This window comes from Desulfobulbus alkaliphilus (assembly GCF_016918545.1).
GTDB classification, from domain to species: domain Bacteria; phylum Desulfobacterota; class Desulfobulbia; order Desulfobulbales; family Desulfobulbaceae; genus Desulfobulbus; species Desulfobulbus alkaliphilus.
In genome coordinates, this window is sequence record NZ_JAFFQC010000002.1 from 49,587 (window position 1) to 68,008 (window position 18,422).

The 18,422-nt window shown below is 52.6% G+C and carries 16 protein-coding genes; 7 read left to right on the top strand and 9 right to left on the bottom strand.

The window, feature by feature from the left end:
• Positions 1–100 precede the first annotated feature (100 nt).
• The 8 genes from JWG43_RS01290 to JWG43_RS01325 all read right to left on the bottom strand — a co-directional run bounded on the left by JWG43_RS01290 (position 101) and on the right by JWG43_RS01325 (position 12,023).
• Positions 101–718, bottom strand: a complete 618-nt coding sequence (locus JWG43_RS01290) for a DUF4126 domain-containing protein (RefSeq protein WP_205241001.1) — start codon at positions 716–718, stop codon at positions 101–103.
• Positions 719–805: 87 nt separating this feature from the next.
• Positions 806–1,261, bottom strand: a complete 456-nt coding sequence (locus JWG43_RS01295; protein WP_338033210.1) for a glutaminase — start codon at positions 1,259–1,261, stop codon at positions 806–808.
• A 100-nt stretch (positions 1,262–1,361) separates the two neighbouring features.
• A complete protein-coding gene (locus JWG43_RS01300; protein ID WP_205241003.1) occupies positions 1,362–2,294 on the bottom strand; it encodes a transglutaminase family protein in 933 nt (310 codons plus the stop codon).
• Positions 2,291–4,816, bottom strand: a complete 2,526-nt coding sequence (locus JWG43_RS01305) for a circularly permuted type 2 ATP-grasp protein (protein WP_205241004.1) — start codon at positions 4,814–4,816, stop codon at positions 2,291–2,293. The genes JWG43_RS01300 and JWG43_RS01305 overlap by 4 nt, the downstream gene beginning before the upstream one ends.
• Before the next feature lie 286 nt (positions 4,817–5,102).
• On the bottom strand, positions 5,103–8,414 hold the full coding sequence (locus JWG43_RS01310) for a transglutaminase family protein (protein WP_205241005.1): 3,312 nt from the start codon (positions 8,412–8,414) through the stop codon (positions 5,103–5,105).
• Positions 8,415–8,528: 114 nt separating this feature from the next.
• Positions 8,529–9,500, bottom strand: a complete 972-nt coding sequence (locus JWG43_RS01315; RefSeq protein WP_205241006.1) for an alpha-E domain-containing protein — start codon at positions 9,498–9,500, stop codon at positions 8,529–8,531.
• Positions 9,501–9,526: 26 nt separating this feature from the next.
• Positions 9,527–10,957: a circularly permuted type 2 ATP-grasp protein gene (locus tag JWG43_RS01320; protein WP_205241007.1), complete on the bottom strand. Its 1,431-nt coding sequence runs from the start codon at positions 10,955–10,957 to the stop codon at positions 9,527–9,529.
• Positions 10,958–11,231: 274 nt separating this feature from the next.
• Positions 11,232–12,023, bottom strand: coding sequence for a transglutaminase-like domain-containing protein (locus JWG43_RS01325; RefSeq protein WP_205241008.1), 792 nt, complete (start codon positions 12,021–12,023; stop codon positions 11,232–11,234).
• Positions 12,024–12,678: 655 nt separating this feature from the next.
• On the opposite strand from JWG43_RS01325, the gene JWG43_RS01330 reads away from it, so the two are divergent.
• The 5 genes from JWG43_RS01330 to JWG43_RS01350 all read left to right on the top strand — a co-directional run bounded on the left by JWG43_RS01330 (position 12,679) and on the right by JWG43_RS01350 (position 16,518).
• Positions 12,679–13,095, top strand: a complete 417-nt coding sequence (locus tag JWG43_RS01330; RefSeq protein ID WP_205241009.1) for an alcohol dehydrogenase catalytic domain-containing protein — start codon at positions 12,679–12,681, stop codon at positions 13,093–13,095.
• Positions 13,007–13,630 carry a hypothetical protein gene (locus JWG43_RS01335; protein ID WP_205241010.1) on the top strand — a complete coding sequence of 208 codons (624 nt, stop codon included), beginning with the start codon at positions 13,007–13,009 and terminating at the stop codon, positions 13,628–13,630. The genes JWG43_RS01330 and JWG43_RS01335 overlap by 89 nt, the downstream gene beginning before the upstream one ends.
• A gap of 38 nt (positions 13,631–13,668) precedes the next feature.
• Positions 13,669–14,475 carry a class I SAM-dependent methyltransferase gene (locus JWG43_RS01340; RefSeq protein WP_205241011.1) on the top strand — a complete coding sequence of 269 codons (807 nt, stop codon included), beginning with the start codon at positions 13,669–13,671 and terminating at the stop codon, positions 14,473–14,475.
• 77 nt (positions 14,476–14,552) lie between these two features.
• Positions 14,553–15,524 carry a diguanylate cyclase gene (locus tag JWG43_RS01345; RefSeq protein ID WP_205241012.1) on the top strand — a complete coding sequence of 324 codons (972 nt, stop codon included), beginning with the start codon at positions 14,553–14,555 and terminating at the stop codon, positions 15,522–15,524.
• Positions 15,517–16,518, top strand: a complete 1,002-nt coding sequence (locus JWG43_RS01350) for a hypothetical protein (RefSeq protein ID WP_205241013.1) — start codon at positions 15,517–15,519, stop codon at positions 16,516–16,518. The genes JWG43_RS01345 and JWG43_RS01350 overlap by 8 nt, the downstream gene beginning before the upstream one ends.
• A gap of 122 nt (positions 16,519–16,640) precedes the next feature.
• Here JWG43_RS01350 and JWG43_RS01355 read toward each other — a convergent pair whose 3' ends face one another.
• Complete coding sequence (locus JWG43_RS01355) at positions 16,641–17,165, bottom strand: type 1 glutamine amidotransferase domain-containing protein (RefSeq protein WP_205241014.1); 525 nt, start codon at positions 17,163–17,165, stop codon at positions 16,641–16,643.
• Positions 17,166–17,530: 365 nt separating this feature from the next.
• On the opposite strand from JWG43_RS01355, the gene JWG43_RS01360 reads away from it, so the two are divergent.
• Both JWG43_RS01360 and JWG43_RS01365 read left to right on the top strand, forming a co-directional pair.
• The gene (locus JWG43_RS01360; protein ID WP_205241015.1) at positions 17,531–17,788 is read left to right on the top strand and encodes a hypothetical protein; all 258 of its coding nucleotides are present in this window, start codon (positions 17,531–17,533) and stop codon (positions 17,786–17,788) included.
• Positions 17,789–17,902: 114 nt separating this feature from the next.
• Complete coding sequence (locus tag JWG43_RS01365) at positions 17,903–18,223, top strand: hypothetical protein (protein ID WP_205241016.1); 321 nt, start codon at positions 17,903–17,905, stop codon at positions 18,221–18,223.
• The last annotated feature ends 199 nt before the right edge of the window (positions 18,224–18,422 follow it).

Genomic DNA, 18,422 nt, shown 5'->3' on the forward strand with positions numbered 1-18,422 from the left:
CATTTCCCAAGGGACAGGACAATCGGCTCTATGCCTGTGATAGCATTTGCCGGTGCGCCACGATGCAGATCGAAAAATCTCTTTGCTGGTTGGAGATTTCTCATCTGGAACGGTCTTTTCTCAACACCCCTGTCAACCGACGAAAAAGAGAAGCAATGCCCCGCCAGATTCGGGGGATCAGCCATATGGCCGCCAGGATGAAAAGAAGAAAACACGCTAAAAACACCCAGGGATACTGGACCGCGGCCCAGATGCCGGCAATCACCGCCAGATCTTCACTGATTGACAAGGTCCAATTGCTGACCGGTTCCGGAGAGGTGTTCACCATAATCCTGGAGCCGGCCTTGACCGCATGGGTCCCGGCGGACACCGTCCCGCCAAGGATTGCAGCGGCCGTGATCATGGCCGGATCGACCTGCCCCACGGCCCCGACAGCGAGCACGGCTCCAGCTGGGATACGGATAAAGGTGTGCAGCGAATCCCAGAGCGTGTCCAGTCCCGGAATTTTGTCGGTAACAAACTCAACCACATACATCAGGCCCGCCGCCCCGATCACCCAGGGGTGGGCCAATACCTGCAGATCCGCGGGCAAGTCGACTGTCCCGTTCAATCCCATCACCCCCAGCATCAGGATGGCGGCATACAGGTTGATACCACTGGCCCAGGCCACTCCCATGGTCAGGGCGATAATGCTGGTGATTTGATCGAAGCCGTCCATTGCTACTCGACCGGAGCTTATATTACTGCAGGGAGAAAAGGGCGGCGACAGATCGGTGGTGCGAAAAGCGCACTTTCCATGGCAGGATTACCCAAAGGCCACATCATCCGCACAGCCCCGCCGTGACGAAAAAATGCTTAAATCCAGTTCATCCGACAGGCATTCAAGGAGCTTCCAGCCTGCCAGGCTGTTTCCTTTGACGTCCAAACCCGGCCCAAAAACAGCGATTCCCAGACGCTGTGGTGAAATAGCCATAATACCGCCGCCAACCCCGCTTTTCCCGGGCAGACCGACGTCCACGGCAAACTCTCCTGATCCGTCGTACATACCGCAGGTGGTCATGACCGCCTTCACTATTCGTGCGGTTTTGCTAACGAACATTCGCTCATTGCTCCAGGGTGCTCGACCGTCAAAGGACAAAACAGCCGCCATTCGAGCAATGTTCGTACAGTTAACCTCTACAGAACACAATCTGAAATACACATCCAGCAGCGAGTTTACGTTGTCTTCGATGATACCGGTGCTTTTCATAAAGTAGGCCAAAGATCAGTTACGGTCACCGATCACACCAATGCCGGTTATTATAAACCAGCCGTTCCAATTGTCGTCGTAGATGACCCATTGATCTGAATCTTGATGGTAGTTAATCACGACATTTGATGGGTTGAGAATCGTTTTGCATGCAACGTGCTGGTGTCCAAATATTTTCAACTGCCACATCAACGTTGACAGAGAGTCGATGAGTTCCGCCGCCCATAACAACACCTTTGACGGGTGCAACATCACCATAATCACGCCCCCAGGCCAGAGTTATGTGTCGTTCTCCAACAACGAGATTGTTCGTCGGATCGAAATCAACCCAACCGAAGTCCGGAATGAAAAGAGAGACCCAGGCATGAGATGCGTCTGAACCGATCAGTTTGGGTTTTCCCGGAGCCGGTATTGTTTCCAGATACCCGCTGACATACCGTGCGGCCAGGCCGAGAGCGCGCAGGCAACTGATAGTCAGGTGGGCAAAGTCCTGACACACCCCTCTGCGCTTTTCTAGAATCTGGCTCACCGTTGTATCAATGGTACTGACGGTTTTATCATAGGAAAATTCATTATAAATTCTCTGCATCAGGTCCAGGGCGGCGAACAGCACCGGGGCTCCTGGTGTAAAAGATGTTTTGGCAAAGGCTGCGGTTTGCGAACTGACCGTGATCAGCGGGCTGGCAAAAAGAAACTGGAGGGCGTCAAAGTCATCCCGGTGTTTATATGACAGCAAACGTTGAGCCACTGATTCCCATGGTGGGGTCGTAGACGGATCTGGTTGTACTTGAATGGAGGTTTGCACAATGCTGGTAGCTTTCACCTTAAGTTCATTATGAGGTTCCTGAATCATGAAGACATCTACGGTGTTTCCGAAAAAATCCGTGCGCCGGTGCCGGTACTGCGGTTGTGGAAGAATTTCCAGACTGCTTTGCAAAACGGATTGGTAAGCAGTGGTGCGGGGACTCAGAAAAAGTTCGTTTTGGGAAAGTGAAGCAGGTTCCGAATAGGTGTATCCGGTTGTATGCGTGATCGCGTATTTCATTGTTTCTCTTTACCACGAATCATGGCGAAATGAGGTGTTGTCTGCACTCTGGTCAGATAATGACCGGTAATCTGCTGAGAGAACTCTTTGAGGTTTTTCGCTGTGGAACCTAAAAAATCAGCCAATGCCTCGTTGCTGTTGTTTTCTTCCTGACAATTAATGGGCTGGAGTTCAAGCAGACGGATCTCAGTCAGCATTTTCAGAGCAATACGCTCTTCCTGATAAGCAAAAGGCCGTTCATGCTGACGTGGCAGATGTTCTAAATGGCCGTTAATCGTGCTGAGCTGAAAGGCCAGCGATCTTGGGTTGCTTTCATCGACCAGGAGTAGATCCAGAACCGGGGCGAGCTGAATGGCTGAGCGGTATCGTGCTCTGTATGTCATGATGCTGTCCGAGATTTCCAGCAAGGTTTCCAAGGTGTTGCGGGACTCGCAGCAGACCAGGGGAAGAGAAGTACGGATTAAATGCGTCTGATTGATGGCCCGTTCAACCCGGCGACCTATATCCATAAAACGCCAACCGAGACTGCGGGTCATGCTTTCGAGCGTCAGACCGGAAAAGGCGTTGAGAGCGAAAAGTGTTTCATCGAGAAATTCAAGAGGATCAATAAAACTGGAACCGGCAAGGTCTTCAAGATGATTAATAATCCTCGAAGAATCAAGAGAAAGGCGATCACGCACCTTGCGCGCGGTCCTTCGAACGTTTCCCAGAAGAGAGTTCACACTTTCCACGCCATCGCGTCGAAGTATGGCATTATTGAGCTGGGTTGATAAGGTGGAGAAAAGAGGAGTATCCGTAACGTCTTCGGGGGGGGTGGGGATAATATTTTTGACGCTGAGCAGCTTGAGAAGAAAGCTGAGTTCCGGGATGTCCCGCGGGCGGTCTTCCCCTGATAATTTACCAAAAATATGCCGGAGGAGCCGCACCAGCCCTTCCGTACGCTCAAGATATCTTCCCAGCCAGAGCAGATTGTCGGCTACTCTGCTGGGCAGATCGTTACTGCGCTTGAATTCATCAATCGAGTGAAAATCTTTCATGAGACTGAAGGGTTCAACCGGTCTATCGGACAATACCCAGACGTCTTTGCTGCGCTGCATTGTCGGAGAATTGTAAAACAGTGTTTCTGCCTCCCTGGCAGTGATAGCCAAGCCGCCGGGCATAACCGTATATCCCTCCTCTGTGGCACAAACAAATACCCGAAGCAGAATATGGCTGTTGCTGATGCCATGCTGGTTCCAACCAGGTGCAACAGCTGGTGTCAATGGCGCAGACCCGATGTAGTTTCGGGGGGCTGACATGATACGATTTAAAAAAATCTCCGGCGGATCATCAATACCTTTGTGTTCCATGGCATACGAGAGCGTCAACTGATCGAGATTGTTGACAACGAAATGATACCCCTCATCAGTACCGCACCACCAGGCTGGATGATTATCAATCAACAGATCCTGACCAAGCAGGGTCTTGCAGAGTACAGGTAACGTTGTAGACAGCGCGGGAGTGTCCACAAAAGCACTGCCAATGGGGTTGATTATTTCGATATTGTTTTCTCGGCAAACCTGAATAAGACCGGCAACACCGCTTGCTGTCTCCCGGCGCAGGGCAAAAGGATCGCAGTTGAGATCAGATAAGTGACGAAATATAGCTTCAACCGGTTCAAGGCCGGCAAGTTTTTTAAGAAAAACTTTACCGTTTCGAACTGTCAGGTCCTGTGACTCAACCAGCGGATAGCCAAGATAGCGGGAGAGAAGGGCATGCTCAAAATATATATAACTCTCCGGCCCTGGAGAGAGCAGGACAATACCTGGATTTTCGTGGCCAAGCGAGGCACGCTGGATGAGCGCTTTGTGGAATGCTTTAAAAAATGTCGCCAACCTGAGAGTTTGGGTATGATGATACAGTTCGGAAAATATCCGGGACATGACGATTCTGTTTTCAAGTGCATAGCCCAATCCGGCTGGATACGCCGCGTAATCACGAAGAACCCTGAAACGTCCGTCAACGCCCCGGTAGAGATCCGCGGAATACATGGGCAGGAAACGATTGCCGGGCGGACGTATTTTGTGGCAGGAATAGAGATAGTTGGGATTGGCAAAAACGAGATCAACGGGGAGATGACCATCTCTCAGAAGCAGCTGTCCTCCGTATACATCAGCAAGTATTTTTTCCAAGAGCTGCGCTCGTTGAATGAGCCCTTTTTCCAAAGCGCTCCACTCAGGAGCATCAATGATGATGGGGATCGGATCCAGATCCCAGGCGGTGCTTCGTCTGGCAGGGTCATCGAAAGGATTTATGGTTGCACCATCTTCGTGGCGCATTTGCCTGGCACGTTCATCATCCTTTTTCAACGCTGTCGCCCCTCTTGTTTCAAGGGTGGTTACAATCTGCTGCCAGTGTTCACGAGCTTGCCCGGGCGAAGAAAAAGCCTCGTTATAATACGTATCGGTCCAGGTAACTGCGCTGAACAATGAATTTTCTTTGCGATGCACCGTGGTCGTACTGGAAATCTCTCGATCAGCCATGCAGGTGGAGCCTCATAAAAAAAGAATATAATAACCAGTTTCCAGGTCAGGCAGCCTTTGCTTGCACCCGGCGAACGTTTACAAAATATACATGATGTGAACAGAGATCTATCAAACTGCAAGCGATCAGAGCATTCCATCTTTGCACGGGCGCGACTACCCGCACAGAAGGATTACAGCCGGCAGCCACGTCTGCAAAAATCCGGGGCAAATGAGACCGCTTTCCATACAGGAGTAGGATAAACTGCACAGTTACATACCCCGTGATCGGTTACATCAAACTATCTCACCTGCGCAAATCAAGCGTGTACGGAAAATGGCGATTCTTTTCCTCTGGAGGCATTATCAGACGGCTGCCCGGAGTGTGCCCACCTGGCTGGAATCGGGCATTGCGCCGCCCTTCAGCTTCGTATGCGTTTACTGGGAACACATCGTAGTTTCGCCCGCCGGGATGGCCAACATGATAGACGCAGCCGCCGGTAGCGCGCATTGACCAGGTGTCGAAAAGATCGATAGTCAGGGGTGCATGAACACCGATGGTTGGATGGAGACAGGCGGGCGGCTGCCAGGCCCGGTAGCGGATTCCGGCGACAAAGACTCCTGCGGTTCTGGTCGGCTGGAGTGGGACCCGTCTGCCGTTGCAAAGGACGATATAACGTTCTCCCGTCATACCGGAGACCTTGACCTGCAATCGCTCAACAGAAGAATCAACATATCTGGCCGTGCCCCCGCCACCAGGCTCTTCACCAAGGACATGCCAGGGTTCCAGCGCCTGCCTCAGCTCGAGTTCCATGCCCTGGAAATGTACTCTGCCGTAAACAGGAAAGCGGAACTCGAAGTGGGGATAAAAATACTCCATGGATACCGGATAGCCGGCCTGCACCAGAATATCTAAAACATCTTCGAAGTCATCGCGAACCAGGCGGGGGAGCATATAGCGATCGTGCAGGCGGGTCCCCCAGCGCACCAATTCCTGGCGATAGGGCTCCTTCCAGAACCAGGCGATGAAAATACGCAGAAGAAGCTGCTGAGCCAGACTCATACGCGCATGCGGCGGCATTTCAAAGGCACGAAATTCCAGCAGGCCCAGTCGTCCTGAAGAGCTATCGGGTGAATAGAGCTTGTCTATACAGAATTCAGCCCGATGGGTGTTGCCACTGACATCAACGAGCAGATGGCGGTACAACCTGTCGACCAGCCATGGTGGGCAGGGATGGCCGGATTTCGAGTGACGATCCTGCTGAGCGAAGGCGATTTCCAGTTCATAGAGACTGTCGTGCCGGGCTTCATCGATACGGGGCTGCTGACTGGTTGGCCCGATAAACAGGCCTGAAAACAAGAAAGAGAGGGATGGATGATTGTTCCAGAAAGTGATGAAGCTGCGCAGTAAATCCGGCCTGCGCAAAAAAGGACTGTCAGCTGGAGTAGCACCGCCAACGACGATATGATTGCCCCCCCCGGTCCCGGTATGGCGTCCATCCACCATGAATTTTTCTGAACCAAGGCGGCACTCCCTGGCAATCTCATATAATCTGGTGGTGTACTTGACCATCTCCTGCCAGTTGTGCATCGGCTGAATATTGACTTCAATGACACCGGGATCGGGGGTAACTTTGAGGTATTCCAGTCTTGAATCCAAGGGCGGCGTATATCCCTCAATGACTACGGGAATATCAGTTGCCTTAGCCGTTTTTTCAATGGCTGCTGTCAGCTCAAGATATCCGTCCGAGGTGGTTATGGGAGGCATGAATACATAGATTCGCCCATCGCGCGGCTGCACACACAGTGCTGTTCGGACAACCCAAGCGGCGGACTCGCCTTGAACCATCTCGGGTTCTGTATATGGCGAAGGCTGGCAGGTTATTGTCTCACTGAAGTGTTCTTCGGGTTCTCCCGGCAAGGCCTGCTGTCCTTTATGCAGATCCGGCAAAGGCCCTGGATCTGCCATCGGATCAAGGCTGAACTGTACTGGCAGGTCTTGCGGTGAAACCCAAGGCAGGGAATCCAGCGGCAATCTCAGACCAGCGGGTGAATCGCCCGGCAGCAGAAACATATGCTCTCCCCTGAAGGGCCATGGACCGCTCTTCCAGGAACCATGCTGAAGAGGCAGGACATAGCCAACCACAGAACCGAGTCCCTTGTTAAAAGCGTGTACCATCCGCGCCCTTTTCTCGGGATCATTGAGTTTTGGATCACTGGGATCAAGGTTGACCGGCAGCTGTTGTTCCTGATGGAGAAAATGAAATATATCCTCATAACTTTCCCTGATAAAACGATTACTTACCCCTAAATTACCAGCCAGAGCCTCAATGAAAACATGGGCCTCGGTAATCCCGAAGCCGTAATCCTTGGAAATATCCGCCAGCAGGGAGCTGTCCTGCCAGATAGGTTTACCGTCTCTGCGCCAGTAGCAGCCAAGCGCCCAGCGGGGCAGGGATTCGCCAGGATACCATTTGCCTTGGCCGTAGTGCAGCAGTCCGCCCGGAGCCCATTCCTCTTTTAATTTTTTTATCAATGCCTCGGCAAGTTGTTGTTTCTCTTCGCCAAGTGCTTCCGTATTCCACTGTGCACCGTCCATGTTGTCTATGGACACGAAGGTGGGTTCGCCGCCCATGCTCAGCCGAACATCCTGACTTTCCAGTTCCCGGTCAACGAGCTCGCCCAGATCAGTAATGGCAGACCAGACCTCTTCGGGATAGGGCCTGGTTGACCGTGGCGCCTCAAGAATGCGCTGCACCGACATGGTGTGACTGAAAACAACCTCACATTTGTCCAAAGCACCGGTGATCGGTGCAGCGCTCTGTGGCTCCGGAGAACATGCAAGCGGGATATGCCCTTCACCGGCAAAGAGACCAGAGGTCGGGTCCATACCGATCCATCCAGCCCCAGGTACATACACCTCGGTCCAGGCATGCAGGTCGGTAAAATCATTTTCAGCACCGGAAGGGCCGTCCAGGGATTTAATATCCTGTTTCAGCTGGACCAGGTAACCGGAAACAAAACGGGCGGCCAGTCCCAGATGTCTGAGAATATTGACCAGTAGCCACGCGGAATCCCTGCATGAACCGCTGCCAAAGGAAAGCGTCTGCTCACAACTTTGCACGTTTGGCGCCATGCGGATGAGATATTTAACTGAATTGGCCACCATGGTATTCAGGGCAACGAGAAAATCGATTGTCTGTTGTGGGTTGGTATCGATTTTTGCCACGAATTCAGCGAGCATTATTCCGGGCTTGTCCCTGGCCAGATACGGTGTGAGATCTGCTTTCAGGTCAGGATGATAGGTAAACGGGAATGTCTCCGCATCGGGTTCCAGGAAAAAATCAAAGGGATTAATGATGACCATGTCGGCAACCAGGTCTATCTCTACATGGAATTCCTTTGTCTTTTCCGGAAAGACCAGACGGCCGAGATAATTGCTGAAGGGATCCTGCTGCCAATTGAGAAAATGATTTTCAGGGGATACCTTCATGGAATAGCTTAAAATCGGGGTCCGACAATGGGGTGCCGGACGCAGCCTGACTATATGGGGAGCAAGGTTAATTCGTCGATCGTATATATACGAGGTTGTATGGTGAAGCGAGATATGTATTCCCAAGAATGCACCTACCGGTAATATTATCTGTTGTTGCTTTTCAACTTTGCCAAATTAGTCCAAAATTTCGGGAAATGCGGGAATTTTACCCTGCCCGGCGAAGGATTTGCCTTTATTTTACTGCTCATTGTTTACGTCAGGATAAATGGGCTTGATGTTGAAAAAAGTTATGCCGATTGCCGCACCGACATCGTTGATCCTGCTTTGCATCGAGTCGAGATATTCATGCATGCCCATTTCAATGACTTCATCAATATCAGTATATTCAAGATCTGCCTGAATGCGCCCCAACCTTTTTTCAGCCAGATTGATTGCCGCACCCGAAGGAGTGCCGGTGATGCGGTGCAGATATTCTTTGGCCTTATTGATGCAGTGCCTGATTGAACGAGGAAACTGACTGTCGAAAATGAGAAATTCCGCCACTCTGTGCGGAGTGATGTTATGATGTTTTTTACGAAACATTTCAAAGGCGCTTGCCGACTTGAGCACCGCCATCCACTGGATCTGGTCAATGGGTGCGTTCACCAGGGTTGTCTCGGGAAGCAGCATGAAATATTTAACATCAAGAATTCGGGAGGTTTTATCAGCCCGCTCCATCATCATCCCGATACGGGCAAAATTCCAGGCTTCACCATGACTCATGGTGCTTTCCATCAGACCGGTAAACAGATGGCTGCGCAATTGAATTATTTTAAAAAAACGATGGGGGTCTTTGAGTGCCATGGTCAGGCTCTGCTTACTGGTGAGGTCCAGGTAAAAATGATTGAGATGTTCCCACATTTCCGAAGAGATGATTTCCCGGATAGATCGTCCGTTCTCCCGTGCCGCGGACAAGCACCTGGCAATAGAATTGGGATAATTTCGATCAAAGGTAAGAAAATGGATGACCGCTTCCTGACTATACTCGCGATCGTTCTGTGCAAAGATTTCATGGTCACCTGTTGTCATTACCAGCGGTTTCCAATGTTTCCCTTCTTCTGTGGTATCGAGAAGCAGGTTGAGATTGACGTTAATAAAACGTGCTATGTTTTCGGCTCGTTCTATGTATCGGCACATCCAGTATATTGAGTTGGCCACACGGCTTAGCATTGCAAGTCCTCCACAAATTAATTGCTCTACACGACCCAGGTATCCTTACTGCCGCCGCCCTGAGACGAGTTAACCACCAGTGATCCTTTGGTCAGCGCTACACGGGTGAGGCCGCCCGGTTGAACGTAGATATCTTTTCCATACAGAATATAGGGCCGGAGATCCACATGGCGGCCTTCAATCCTGTCGCCGACAATGGTCGGCACCCTGGAGAGAGAGATGGTAGGCTGAGCCATGTAGTTCCTGGGTTCTGCTTTGATTTTTTCAGCAAAAGCGGCCCGCTCTTCATTCGTGGCATGAGGGCCTATCAGCATGCCGTACCCGCCGGATTCATTGGCGGCCTTGACCACGAGTTTATCAAGATGATCAAGCACATAACTGCGGTCGCTGTCGTTTCGGCAAATGTAGGTAGGCACATTGGGCAGGATGGGGTCTTCGCCGGTGTAGTACCTGATAATTTCAGGAACGTAGGCATAGATAACCTTGTCGTCGGCTATCCCCGTTCCTGGGGCATTTGCCATGGCAATATGGCCTGCTTTATACACTTCGAAGAGGCCTTTGACCCCGAGCACGGAATCAGGGCGAAATACGCTCGGATCAATAAAGTCATCATCTATTCGCCGATAGAGCACATCCACACGTTGCAGACCTTTTGTGGTCAACATATGAACAAACCCGTCCGAGACAATGAGATCATGGCCCTGGACCAGTTCCACGCCCATCTGCTGAGAAAGAAACGAGTGTTCGAAATAGGCGCTGTTATACATTCCCGGTGTCAACACACCGATGGTGGGCGACTGGACATGGTCGGGGGCTAAAAACTCCAGCAGTTCAAACAATTTTCCCGGATATTCATCTACGGGCCGAACTCTGGAGGCTTGGAATACCTGGGGAAATGTTCGTTTGAGTACCTGGCGGTTTTCCAGGACATAGGAAACGCCGGACGGGCAGCGCAGATTATCCTCCAACACATAAAAGCGACCATCTCGGTCACGCACCAGATCAGTGCCGGTTACATGGCACCAAATTCCCCGCGGCGGGGTAAAGCCCTCACATTCCTTGCGGTATGTCTTGCTGGAGAGGACAAGATCTTCGGGGACCACCTTGTCTTTGAAAATCTTTTTATCATTATAAACATCCTGAATGAACAGATTGAGTACATGGATACGCTGCTTAAGACCTGATTCTATCTGCTGCCAGTCACTACTGGAGACAATCCTGGGGATGAGGTCAAAGGGAAATATTTTTTCTGTGCCCTCATCCCGGCCATAGACATTAAAGGTTATGCCCATCTTAAGAAGCAGTGCTTCGGCTTCCTTTTGGCGAAGTGCCAGATCTCCATGGGGAAGCGAGTCGATCTTGTCAATGAGAAGCTTGGCCTCGGGACGGGGCTTGCCGTCTGCATCAATGAGTTCATCGTAATAATCTTCCGGGTCGTATATTTGGAATGTCTGCATTGAATATTCCTCCGTGTTCATTTAATGGAAGCCTGGATTCGTCAGCGTTCAGGATGCGCTGCCTCTGGGGTGAGGATCCGCGGACAGCACTTCCGTACCCACTGCCATGCAGGAGCGTGATAAACCACACTGTTACAAACTCCATGATCGGATACTTTTCAGGTGCCGGGGCAGGCAGATGTTCATTTGCGCTCGGTGAACGTTTACGCTGTTTCGGGCAAGAATAGTGGGCTTATATAGTTCGCGCAGGGTTGCGTTTCATTCAGGTAGCACCTCACGTTTCATCTATACGTTCAATTTGAACATCCTGCGTCACTGGAAAAATGGGTGGGCCAAACTGGTTGTAGACTGCCACATCAGCAGCATCCCGACCTATCCCGAGAACAACATAACCGTTTTTCAACTGGGGCTGAGTAGCATCAAAGGTGAACCAACGGTCGGCCAGAAAAACCTCGAACCAGGCATGCATATCCATCGGTTCAAGCTCATGGAGATAGCCCACCACCATTCTCGCCGGAATGGCGAGGCTTCGACATAAGGCTATGCCGAGATGAGCAAGATCGCGGCAAACCCCACTTCGCCTGAATTGGACTTCGCGTGCAGAAACGGTTGAATTGCTGTTGCTGAAGCTATAATAAATATTATGACGTATCCAGTCCTCAATTGCCGCAACTTGATCATAACCGGGTTTCAGATTTACGGTTATGTCCTTTGCCTGCTGACCAAAATATTCTATTTCACAATAGCGGCTTGGCAAAAGATATTGAAGAACCTCATGCGGCAGATCCTGCACTTCAATAAAGGGTGCTCCTTGCTCGCGGGTTATACTGTCGGCCGTATTCACTGTGGACCTGGCATGAATTGAAATACGACCGGGTTGAGCAACGAGTCGCTGACAGAAATTTCCGTAACTGTCAGTGAACTCATAAACAGGTATTTCCGGGATGATGCGCAACTCATCTTTTTCAACCCACTGCTGGGAACCACTGCGTGGTCGCAGCATCAAGACAAATGGTGTTGCAACCGAGACATCAAATATCAGTTTGCAGCTGGTTTGAAGCTTCATTTACACACCACCTGAATCCATGACGGCGGGACTCTTGTTTTGGATATATTTGGCTGTTATCAGGTTATAAGTGCAGCGGCATTTTTTACAAAACGCTGTCATCGCTCCCCTTTGAGGCGTACCCGCGCGCCATCTTCCTTAACCGTAACTATCGGATGACAGCATACTTTGATCGAACAAAAGCCACGTACAACGCTGCTGACGCACGCTCACGGATTCAGGGCATCAGTATGAGAATCAGTATGAGAAAAAAAGGATAAAAAACTGTCCAGAAATCTTCTTTCATGGCACCAGGAAAGAGCAAGCGGTCGAATCATCATTCTCTTACCTGAAAAACACATTACCATTTTTGCAATATATATGCCATTAATTTCTAAAAAGATCAGCTATGGTATGATTGAAAAAAACAGGAAAAACAACCGTCTTGACGCCCTAAGACCCCCCAAACATTTCTTTGCCGCACCCTATCGGCACCCAGGAAATAGCCGGTGCCCATCCAGAGCAACCGTTCACCAGCCCTCCATCTACGGACAATCAGACTGTGGAGCTACATTCGACCCTTTTTGACTGGCGGATTCCAGGAAAAAAAGGTAGACGGAAAAGTCGTGAACTCCGGTAACAAAGGGTCGGCCTGGAAATATCGTACGCTGAGGAAATGATGAAAGCCATACTCGTCGAACAGATCGGGGCGTTTCGTCTTGCAGAGATTCCGGACCCGCAACCCGGAACAGGAGAAGTGCTGATAAAAACAGCGGTCACCGGCCTATGTCGGACCGATCTCAAAATCATTGAAGTCGGGCACCGGGATCTTGTCCTGCCCCGGGTACCCGGGGAAGAGATCGTCGGCACCATCCACGCCGTCGGTTCGGAGATCGCCGAGGACAATATCGGCAAACGGGTCTATGTCTACCCCGGGACAAGTTGCGGAGATTGCCGACCGTGTCTGCAGGGGGTCCGGGAACCTCTGTCGCCACATGAAAATCATGGGCTTTCATCGAGACGGCGGGTTTGCCGAGTACATACTCGCCCCCTTGGCCAGCACCATTCCGATTCCCGAAGGCTGCTCCTTTGACCATGCCGTTATGGCCGAACCGCTCTCCTGCAGTCTGAATGCGCTCGAACTCGCTGTTCTCAAGCCAGACGAACGGATCGGCATCTGGGGCGGCGGTCCCGCGGGCGGCATGGACGAACTGTCGATCTGCGACCCCTCCACCGTGCACGAGTTTTCCGGCCAGTCGACGAAAACTGCCTACACCCTGCGGCCCGAGGATGTCGGCCTGCGGCCCCTTCCCTTTGAGCACATTGCCGCTACCAGTAATCTGACCACCGAACGACGCCGCTTCCTCGGAGTACTGACAGGCAGAGGATATCAGGGCTGCATCGACTTCACCTGCCTCAATGCCGAGGCAGCTCTATATATCGGCGAAAAAGCCGAAAGTATCACCAAGGGAGTGAACATGGCCAAAGAGGCGATTGCCTCCGGGGCTGCCATCGCCAAATTACAACGTTGGGTCGCCGTGCAAAGCGACGACCCGGAGCAGAGCCTCGCCCGACTGCGGTCGGAATTGCGTACCGCTCTCGGACCGGCAGCGGCACCCCTTACCTGAACCGCTACATGGTTGGAACACCCACCACAGGAGAACCCATGCTTGAGCCGAGCCCCCGTTTCTGGGAGATATTTTTCGAGGTCTACGGCGCCCTGCCCCGCCAGGGACCGGGCAACCGGGCCTGCGCGGCACGGGCCCTCAGCCTCTGCCGGGATCTGCCCCCCTCGCCCGCGGTGCTCGATCTGGGTTGCGGCGCAGGCGGCCAGACCCTGCACCTGGCCGAACTTCTTGACGGATCGATCATGGCCATCGACACCCATACCCCGGGCATCGAGCTCCTCAAGAAGAAGATCACCGCCCGGGGCCTTGACCAGCGGATCCAGGCCCGGGTCGGCGACATGTCGGACCTGCAACTGCCCCCACGGAGTTTCGACCTCATCTGGTCGGAAGGCGCCCTGTACAACATCGGGATTGCCGCTGCCCTGAAACTCTGCCATGACCTGCTCCGCCCCAACGGCTACCTCGCCTTCACCGACGCGGTCTGGCGCGAGGACAACCCACCCGCCGAGGTTCGAGCCGGTTTTGAGCTTGACTATCCGGCCATGGGAGACACGGACCAGCTCATCACCACCATCCAGGCCGCGGGTTTCGAACTGATTGGCCACTTCACCCTGCCCGACGAAGCCTGGTGGGAAGACTTCTACACCCCGATGGAGGAGCGGATCAAGGAACTTCGCCATGTCTACAGCCACGATCCCCAAGCCCTGGCCATTCTCGATCAGATCGGGGAGGAACCAGCCCTGCACCGTCACCACAGCCGTTGTTATGCCTACGAATTTTTCGTTGTCCGCCGACCCGGCACAACAGACCTGTTATCCACGGACTGGACGGATGGGATCGGGTGAATACAGCGGTTTGACAAGATTGAGAAAGCTGGAAATATAGATTTTTATAAAGATATTGGACTATGCAGAGGAAAGCCATGGACACTTGTCTTGCTCAGCACAGCCTGGAAGAAACATCCGTACACCCCGTCCTCATTGTCGATGACAATCCGGTCGTTGTCCGGACGCTCGAGGCAATGCTCACCCGGGCCGGATATCCGGTCGTTTCCGCCGCCAGCGGTGATATGGCGCTGGTCCTTCTGGAGACGACCTGCCCGGTGCTCATTCTGCTCGACATCGAGATGCCTGGGCTCTCCGGTCTGGAAACCTGCCGGATCATCAAGGAGAATCCCCGCACCGCTGCCATCCCTATTCTTTTCGTCACCGCCAGCACCGACAAACACGACATTGTCGCCGGTTTTCTGGCCGGGGCCCAGGATTACATCATCAAGCCCTCCTCCAAGGAAGAACTCCTGGCCAGGGCCAGGACCCATATCGCCTTGTACAAAACCCAGCAGGCCCTGAAGGCCAGCGAGATCAGGTATCGGGAGTTGTCCTATCTGGATGACCTGACCGGCTTCTATAATACCCGCTACCTCTACCAGACGCTACAGGCTTCGCTTGAAGCCCATCCCCTGCAATCCGTTGCCGCGGTCTTCATTGATATCGATACCTTTAAATCCGTGGTCGATACCTATGGCCACCTCAACGGCAGCCGCACGATTGCCGAGGTCGCCGCAGTCATCCGACCGCTTCTGCCGGGGGGCGGATATGGCGTCAGCTACGGCGGAGACGAATTTGTCCTGATCCTGACGGATCACGATGGTTCTGCCGGGGTCATGCTGGCCGATCGAATCCGGAGGGCGATCGAGAGTCATCCTTTTCTCACCTCCCAGGGGCACGCCGTTGGTCTGACAATCAGTTGCGGGGTGGCCGCCTACCCTGATGACGCCCAGAACATGGTCGACCTGCTCGGCAATGCCGATCATGCTTTGTTTGCAAGTAAAAAACAGGGTAGAAACGCGGTGGTGGCCTTTGCGGATATGACGGAAACCTGGCCCGATGCCTGACCGGCAGTGCAAACAGGGACCATCCGGGCGCGATGGCGCCCGGATCTTCATCGGTTTCAGTCCCCATTACCTTGAGGCGATCCCCCTGCTGCTTGCCCGGATGGAGGCTTGCGAGACTATCATCCTGGAAGAACCGCCCACACCTGAATTCAACGCCATGCTCCGGGGCGACCTGGCCATTGAAACCTACCTGCTGCAGCTGGATGCGGGCTTTCCGCTCTTTGTTCAGGAGATGTGTAAAGAGCTGCAAACGCTTTTTGCCCGGGGAAAACGGATTCTCCAGGTCGAACCCTTTCTCGACGGCCTGGCCCGGATTCACGAATCTTTTGCCGATGGCGGGACCCCGGCCGACATTCTCAATACAGAGGGGCTTCGGGAGATCTATCTGGCGGAAAAAGAGGCCACCGGTGCGCTTCTTGCCTTCTATTCACAAAGTGTAACCGGGGATTTCCGGGACCTCACCGAGTCGGTCAGGACCTTCTCCCGGCTGGATGCAAACCGTATCAGAATGCGCGATTTTTTACGGGCCAAGGCCATTGTCGAGGTGACGGCAAACGGGGGGTCTTTTTTTGTGGAGGCCGGTTATATTCATTACGGCCTGTATCGTTTTTTACGGAAGAGCTGTGGGACGAGCAGTTTGCAACCGGTTTTTGTCCTGCAGCCGGCCATTGAACAGATGGGGGCTCGACGGCGCAATATCGGACCGGGAGATGTCCTGACCTTACGGTACGTGCTCCATGATGATGTTCCCGACCACCTGGCCGATCTTCTCGCCGCACGCAGTCTGATCGCGGTTCAATTGGTGGTCAAGGAGGAACTGACGCCGAACGGTTCGAACAGTTCCTATCCGCAATGTGAAAATGATGCCCTGGTCAATGCCCTGGTTGATACCCTGGCGTATGATCAATGCCGCCACCTCTACAAGCGAATTCGAGGTAAGTCCCGCAGTGATGCCTGGGAGTATGCCAGGCAGTACATCCAGGCGGGGGGATGATCGCAAAAAGGACTGCCCTCGTATTCGCACGTGAAAACAACGACAGTCCCAATTATTGGATTACTTTTAACCTGATTTCAACCAGACTTTTATCCTCTTTGTCCTCTTGACAAGGGCATGGGTCAGCCGGCCTGCATGGCCCGAACCACCGCTCGCATGAACGCGGGCAGATCATCCGGGGTACGGCTGGTGATCAGCTTGCCGTCCTCGACCACTTCCTGGTCGACCCAGTTGGCCCCGGCGTGCACCAGATCGTCCTTGATGGCGAAAAACGAGGTCACGGTGCGACCTTTGAGAATCCTGGCGGATGCCAGCATCCACCCGGCGTGACAGATGGCGGCCACCACCTTGTTCTGGGTATCCATTTCCCTGACCAGATTGACCATTTCCGCGTGCCGGCGCATGACATCCGGTGCGTAGCCGCCCGGAATAACCAGCCCGGCGAACTCTTCCGGCCTCACCTCTGCCGCCGCCGCCGTGCTTTTGGCCGTGGTGCCGGCCTTGCCCTGGTACACCTGACCTGCCTTAGCCCCAACCACCTGGACCTCGGCACCGGCCTCCAGCAGGCGGTAATAGGGGTAGATGTACTCGTAATCGTTGTACATGTCCTCAATCAGCACAATGGCTTTCTTTCCTGAGAGTTCCATATCCTCCTCCTTGCAATCCGCACGATGGTGTAGATGGCGCTGCGGCACATGCTTTTATTGCTCACAATCGCCCTGGATTTTGTACGATAACATAGCGCAATACACGGATTGCGGCAAGATTTGCGTACTTGGTGCAAAGAAGCTACAAAAATTGTCCGACTTTCAACGCTATTGTACACCCCCTGCCTACGCTATTGTCTCCCGTGGTGCGCAAATAATCACACTTGTCGCTATGCCTAGGTGTAACCTTTTGAAATAGTATCCTTTTCCATCAAAACATCTTTCAGGCGCGGGTATTGCTCAGTATCATTCACAAGGGAACTGACGTGGCCATGGCCTTGCGGCAGGGTACACGAGGACAACACATGATGAAGAACACGTGGGAAAAGATACTGGAATATGCCTCCATGCCGCTCCATGGCACCCTGTCGCGAAAACTGCGCAACGGGGTGGCGTTACAGATCAATGAAGGTAAACGGTTTGAACGCGCCGTGATCTTCCTCGGTGAAAGTTTCATCAGGATAACCGAAGAGGAAAACAGCCAAATACTCAACAGCTATTATGACTGGAACGCTATTCAGTCGATCAGGACATTCAGCCCCAAAGAAAGCAAGGAAAAATAGACCATCAAATAACCTGAACCGGAAGGCGAGATCCAGTTGGACCAAGGTGGTCCACGGCAGTTCCCTTGCCTGACTATTCCTGCATCAAGACGACCAACAGCACAGGACCACACCATGACGCTAGCATACCGGCCACTCGGCGAACTGAAAATGATCCTCGAAGGCCTGGGAGAAGAGATCACCTACGCCTATGAGGATCTCGTCTTTGTCCATCACAACCAATATCTGCTCCAATTCGGTGAAACTGGTGACCAACTCATGTTTGTGGCTAATGTAGACACACCAGAAGCTCAAGCGTCACAGCATTTCCAGACTATGAAGAAGGCTGTCTCCGCAAAGGGAATTTTTCTCACAAATGGTGGCCGCTACAGGCTCACTCCTGCCGCTGATCAGACCATCTCGATTGAATTTCTGGAGAAAAATAGGCCTGAATGAGCACCTGACGCAATTTTTGCCGAGAGCCCTCCATAACGAGCAACGGATATAAATCCTCAGCAAATCTTGCCCCCAGATACAGCTCGCGCAACTGTTGAACAGAGCTAGCTATCTTTTTGTTTCCAGATGCATTCCCGGGCTGGGTCACCAAATGCCAGAACGTGGAGGTCTGTAAACGGTAAAAGGGACCTGCCATCGA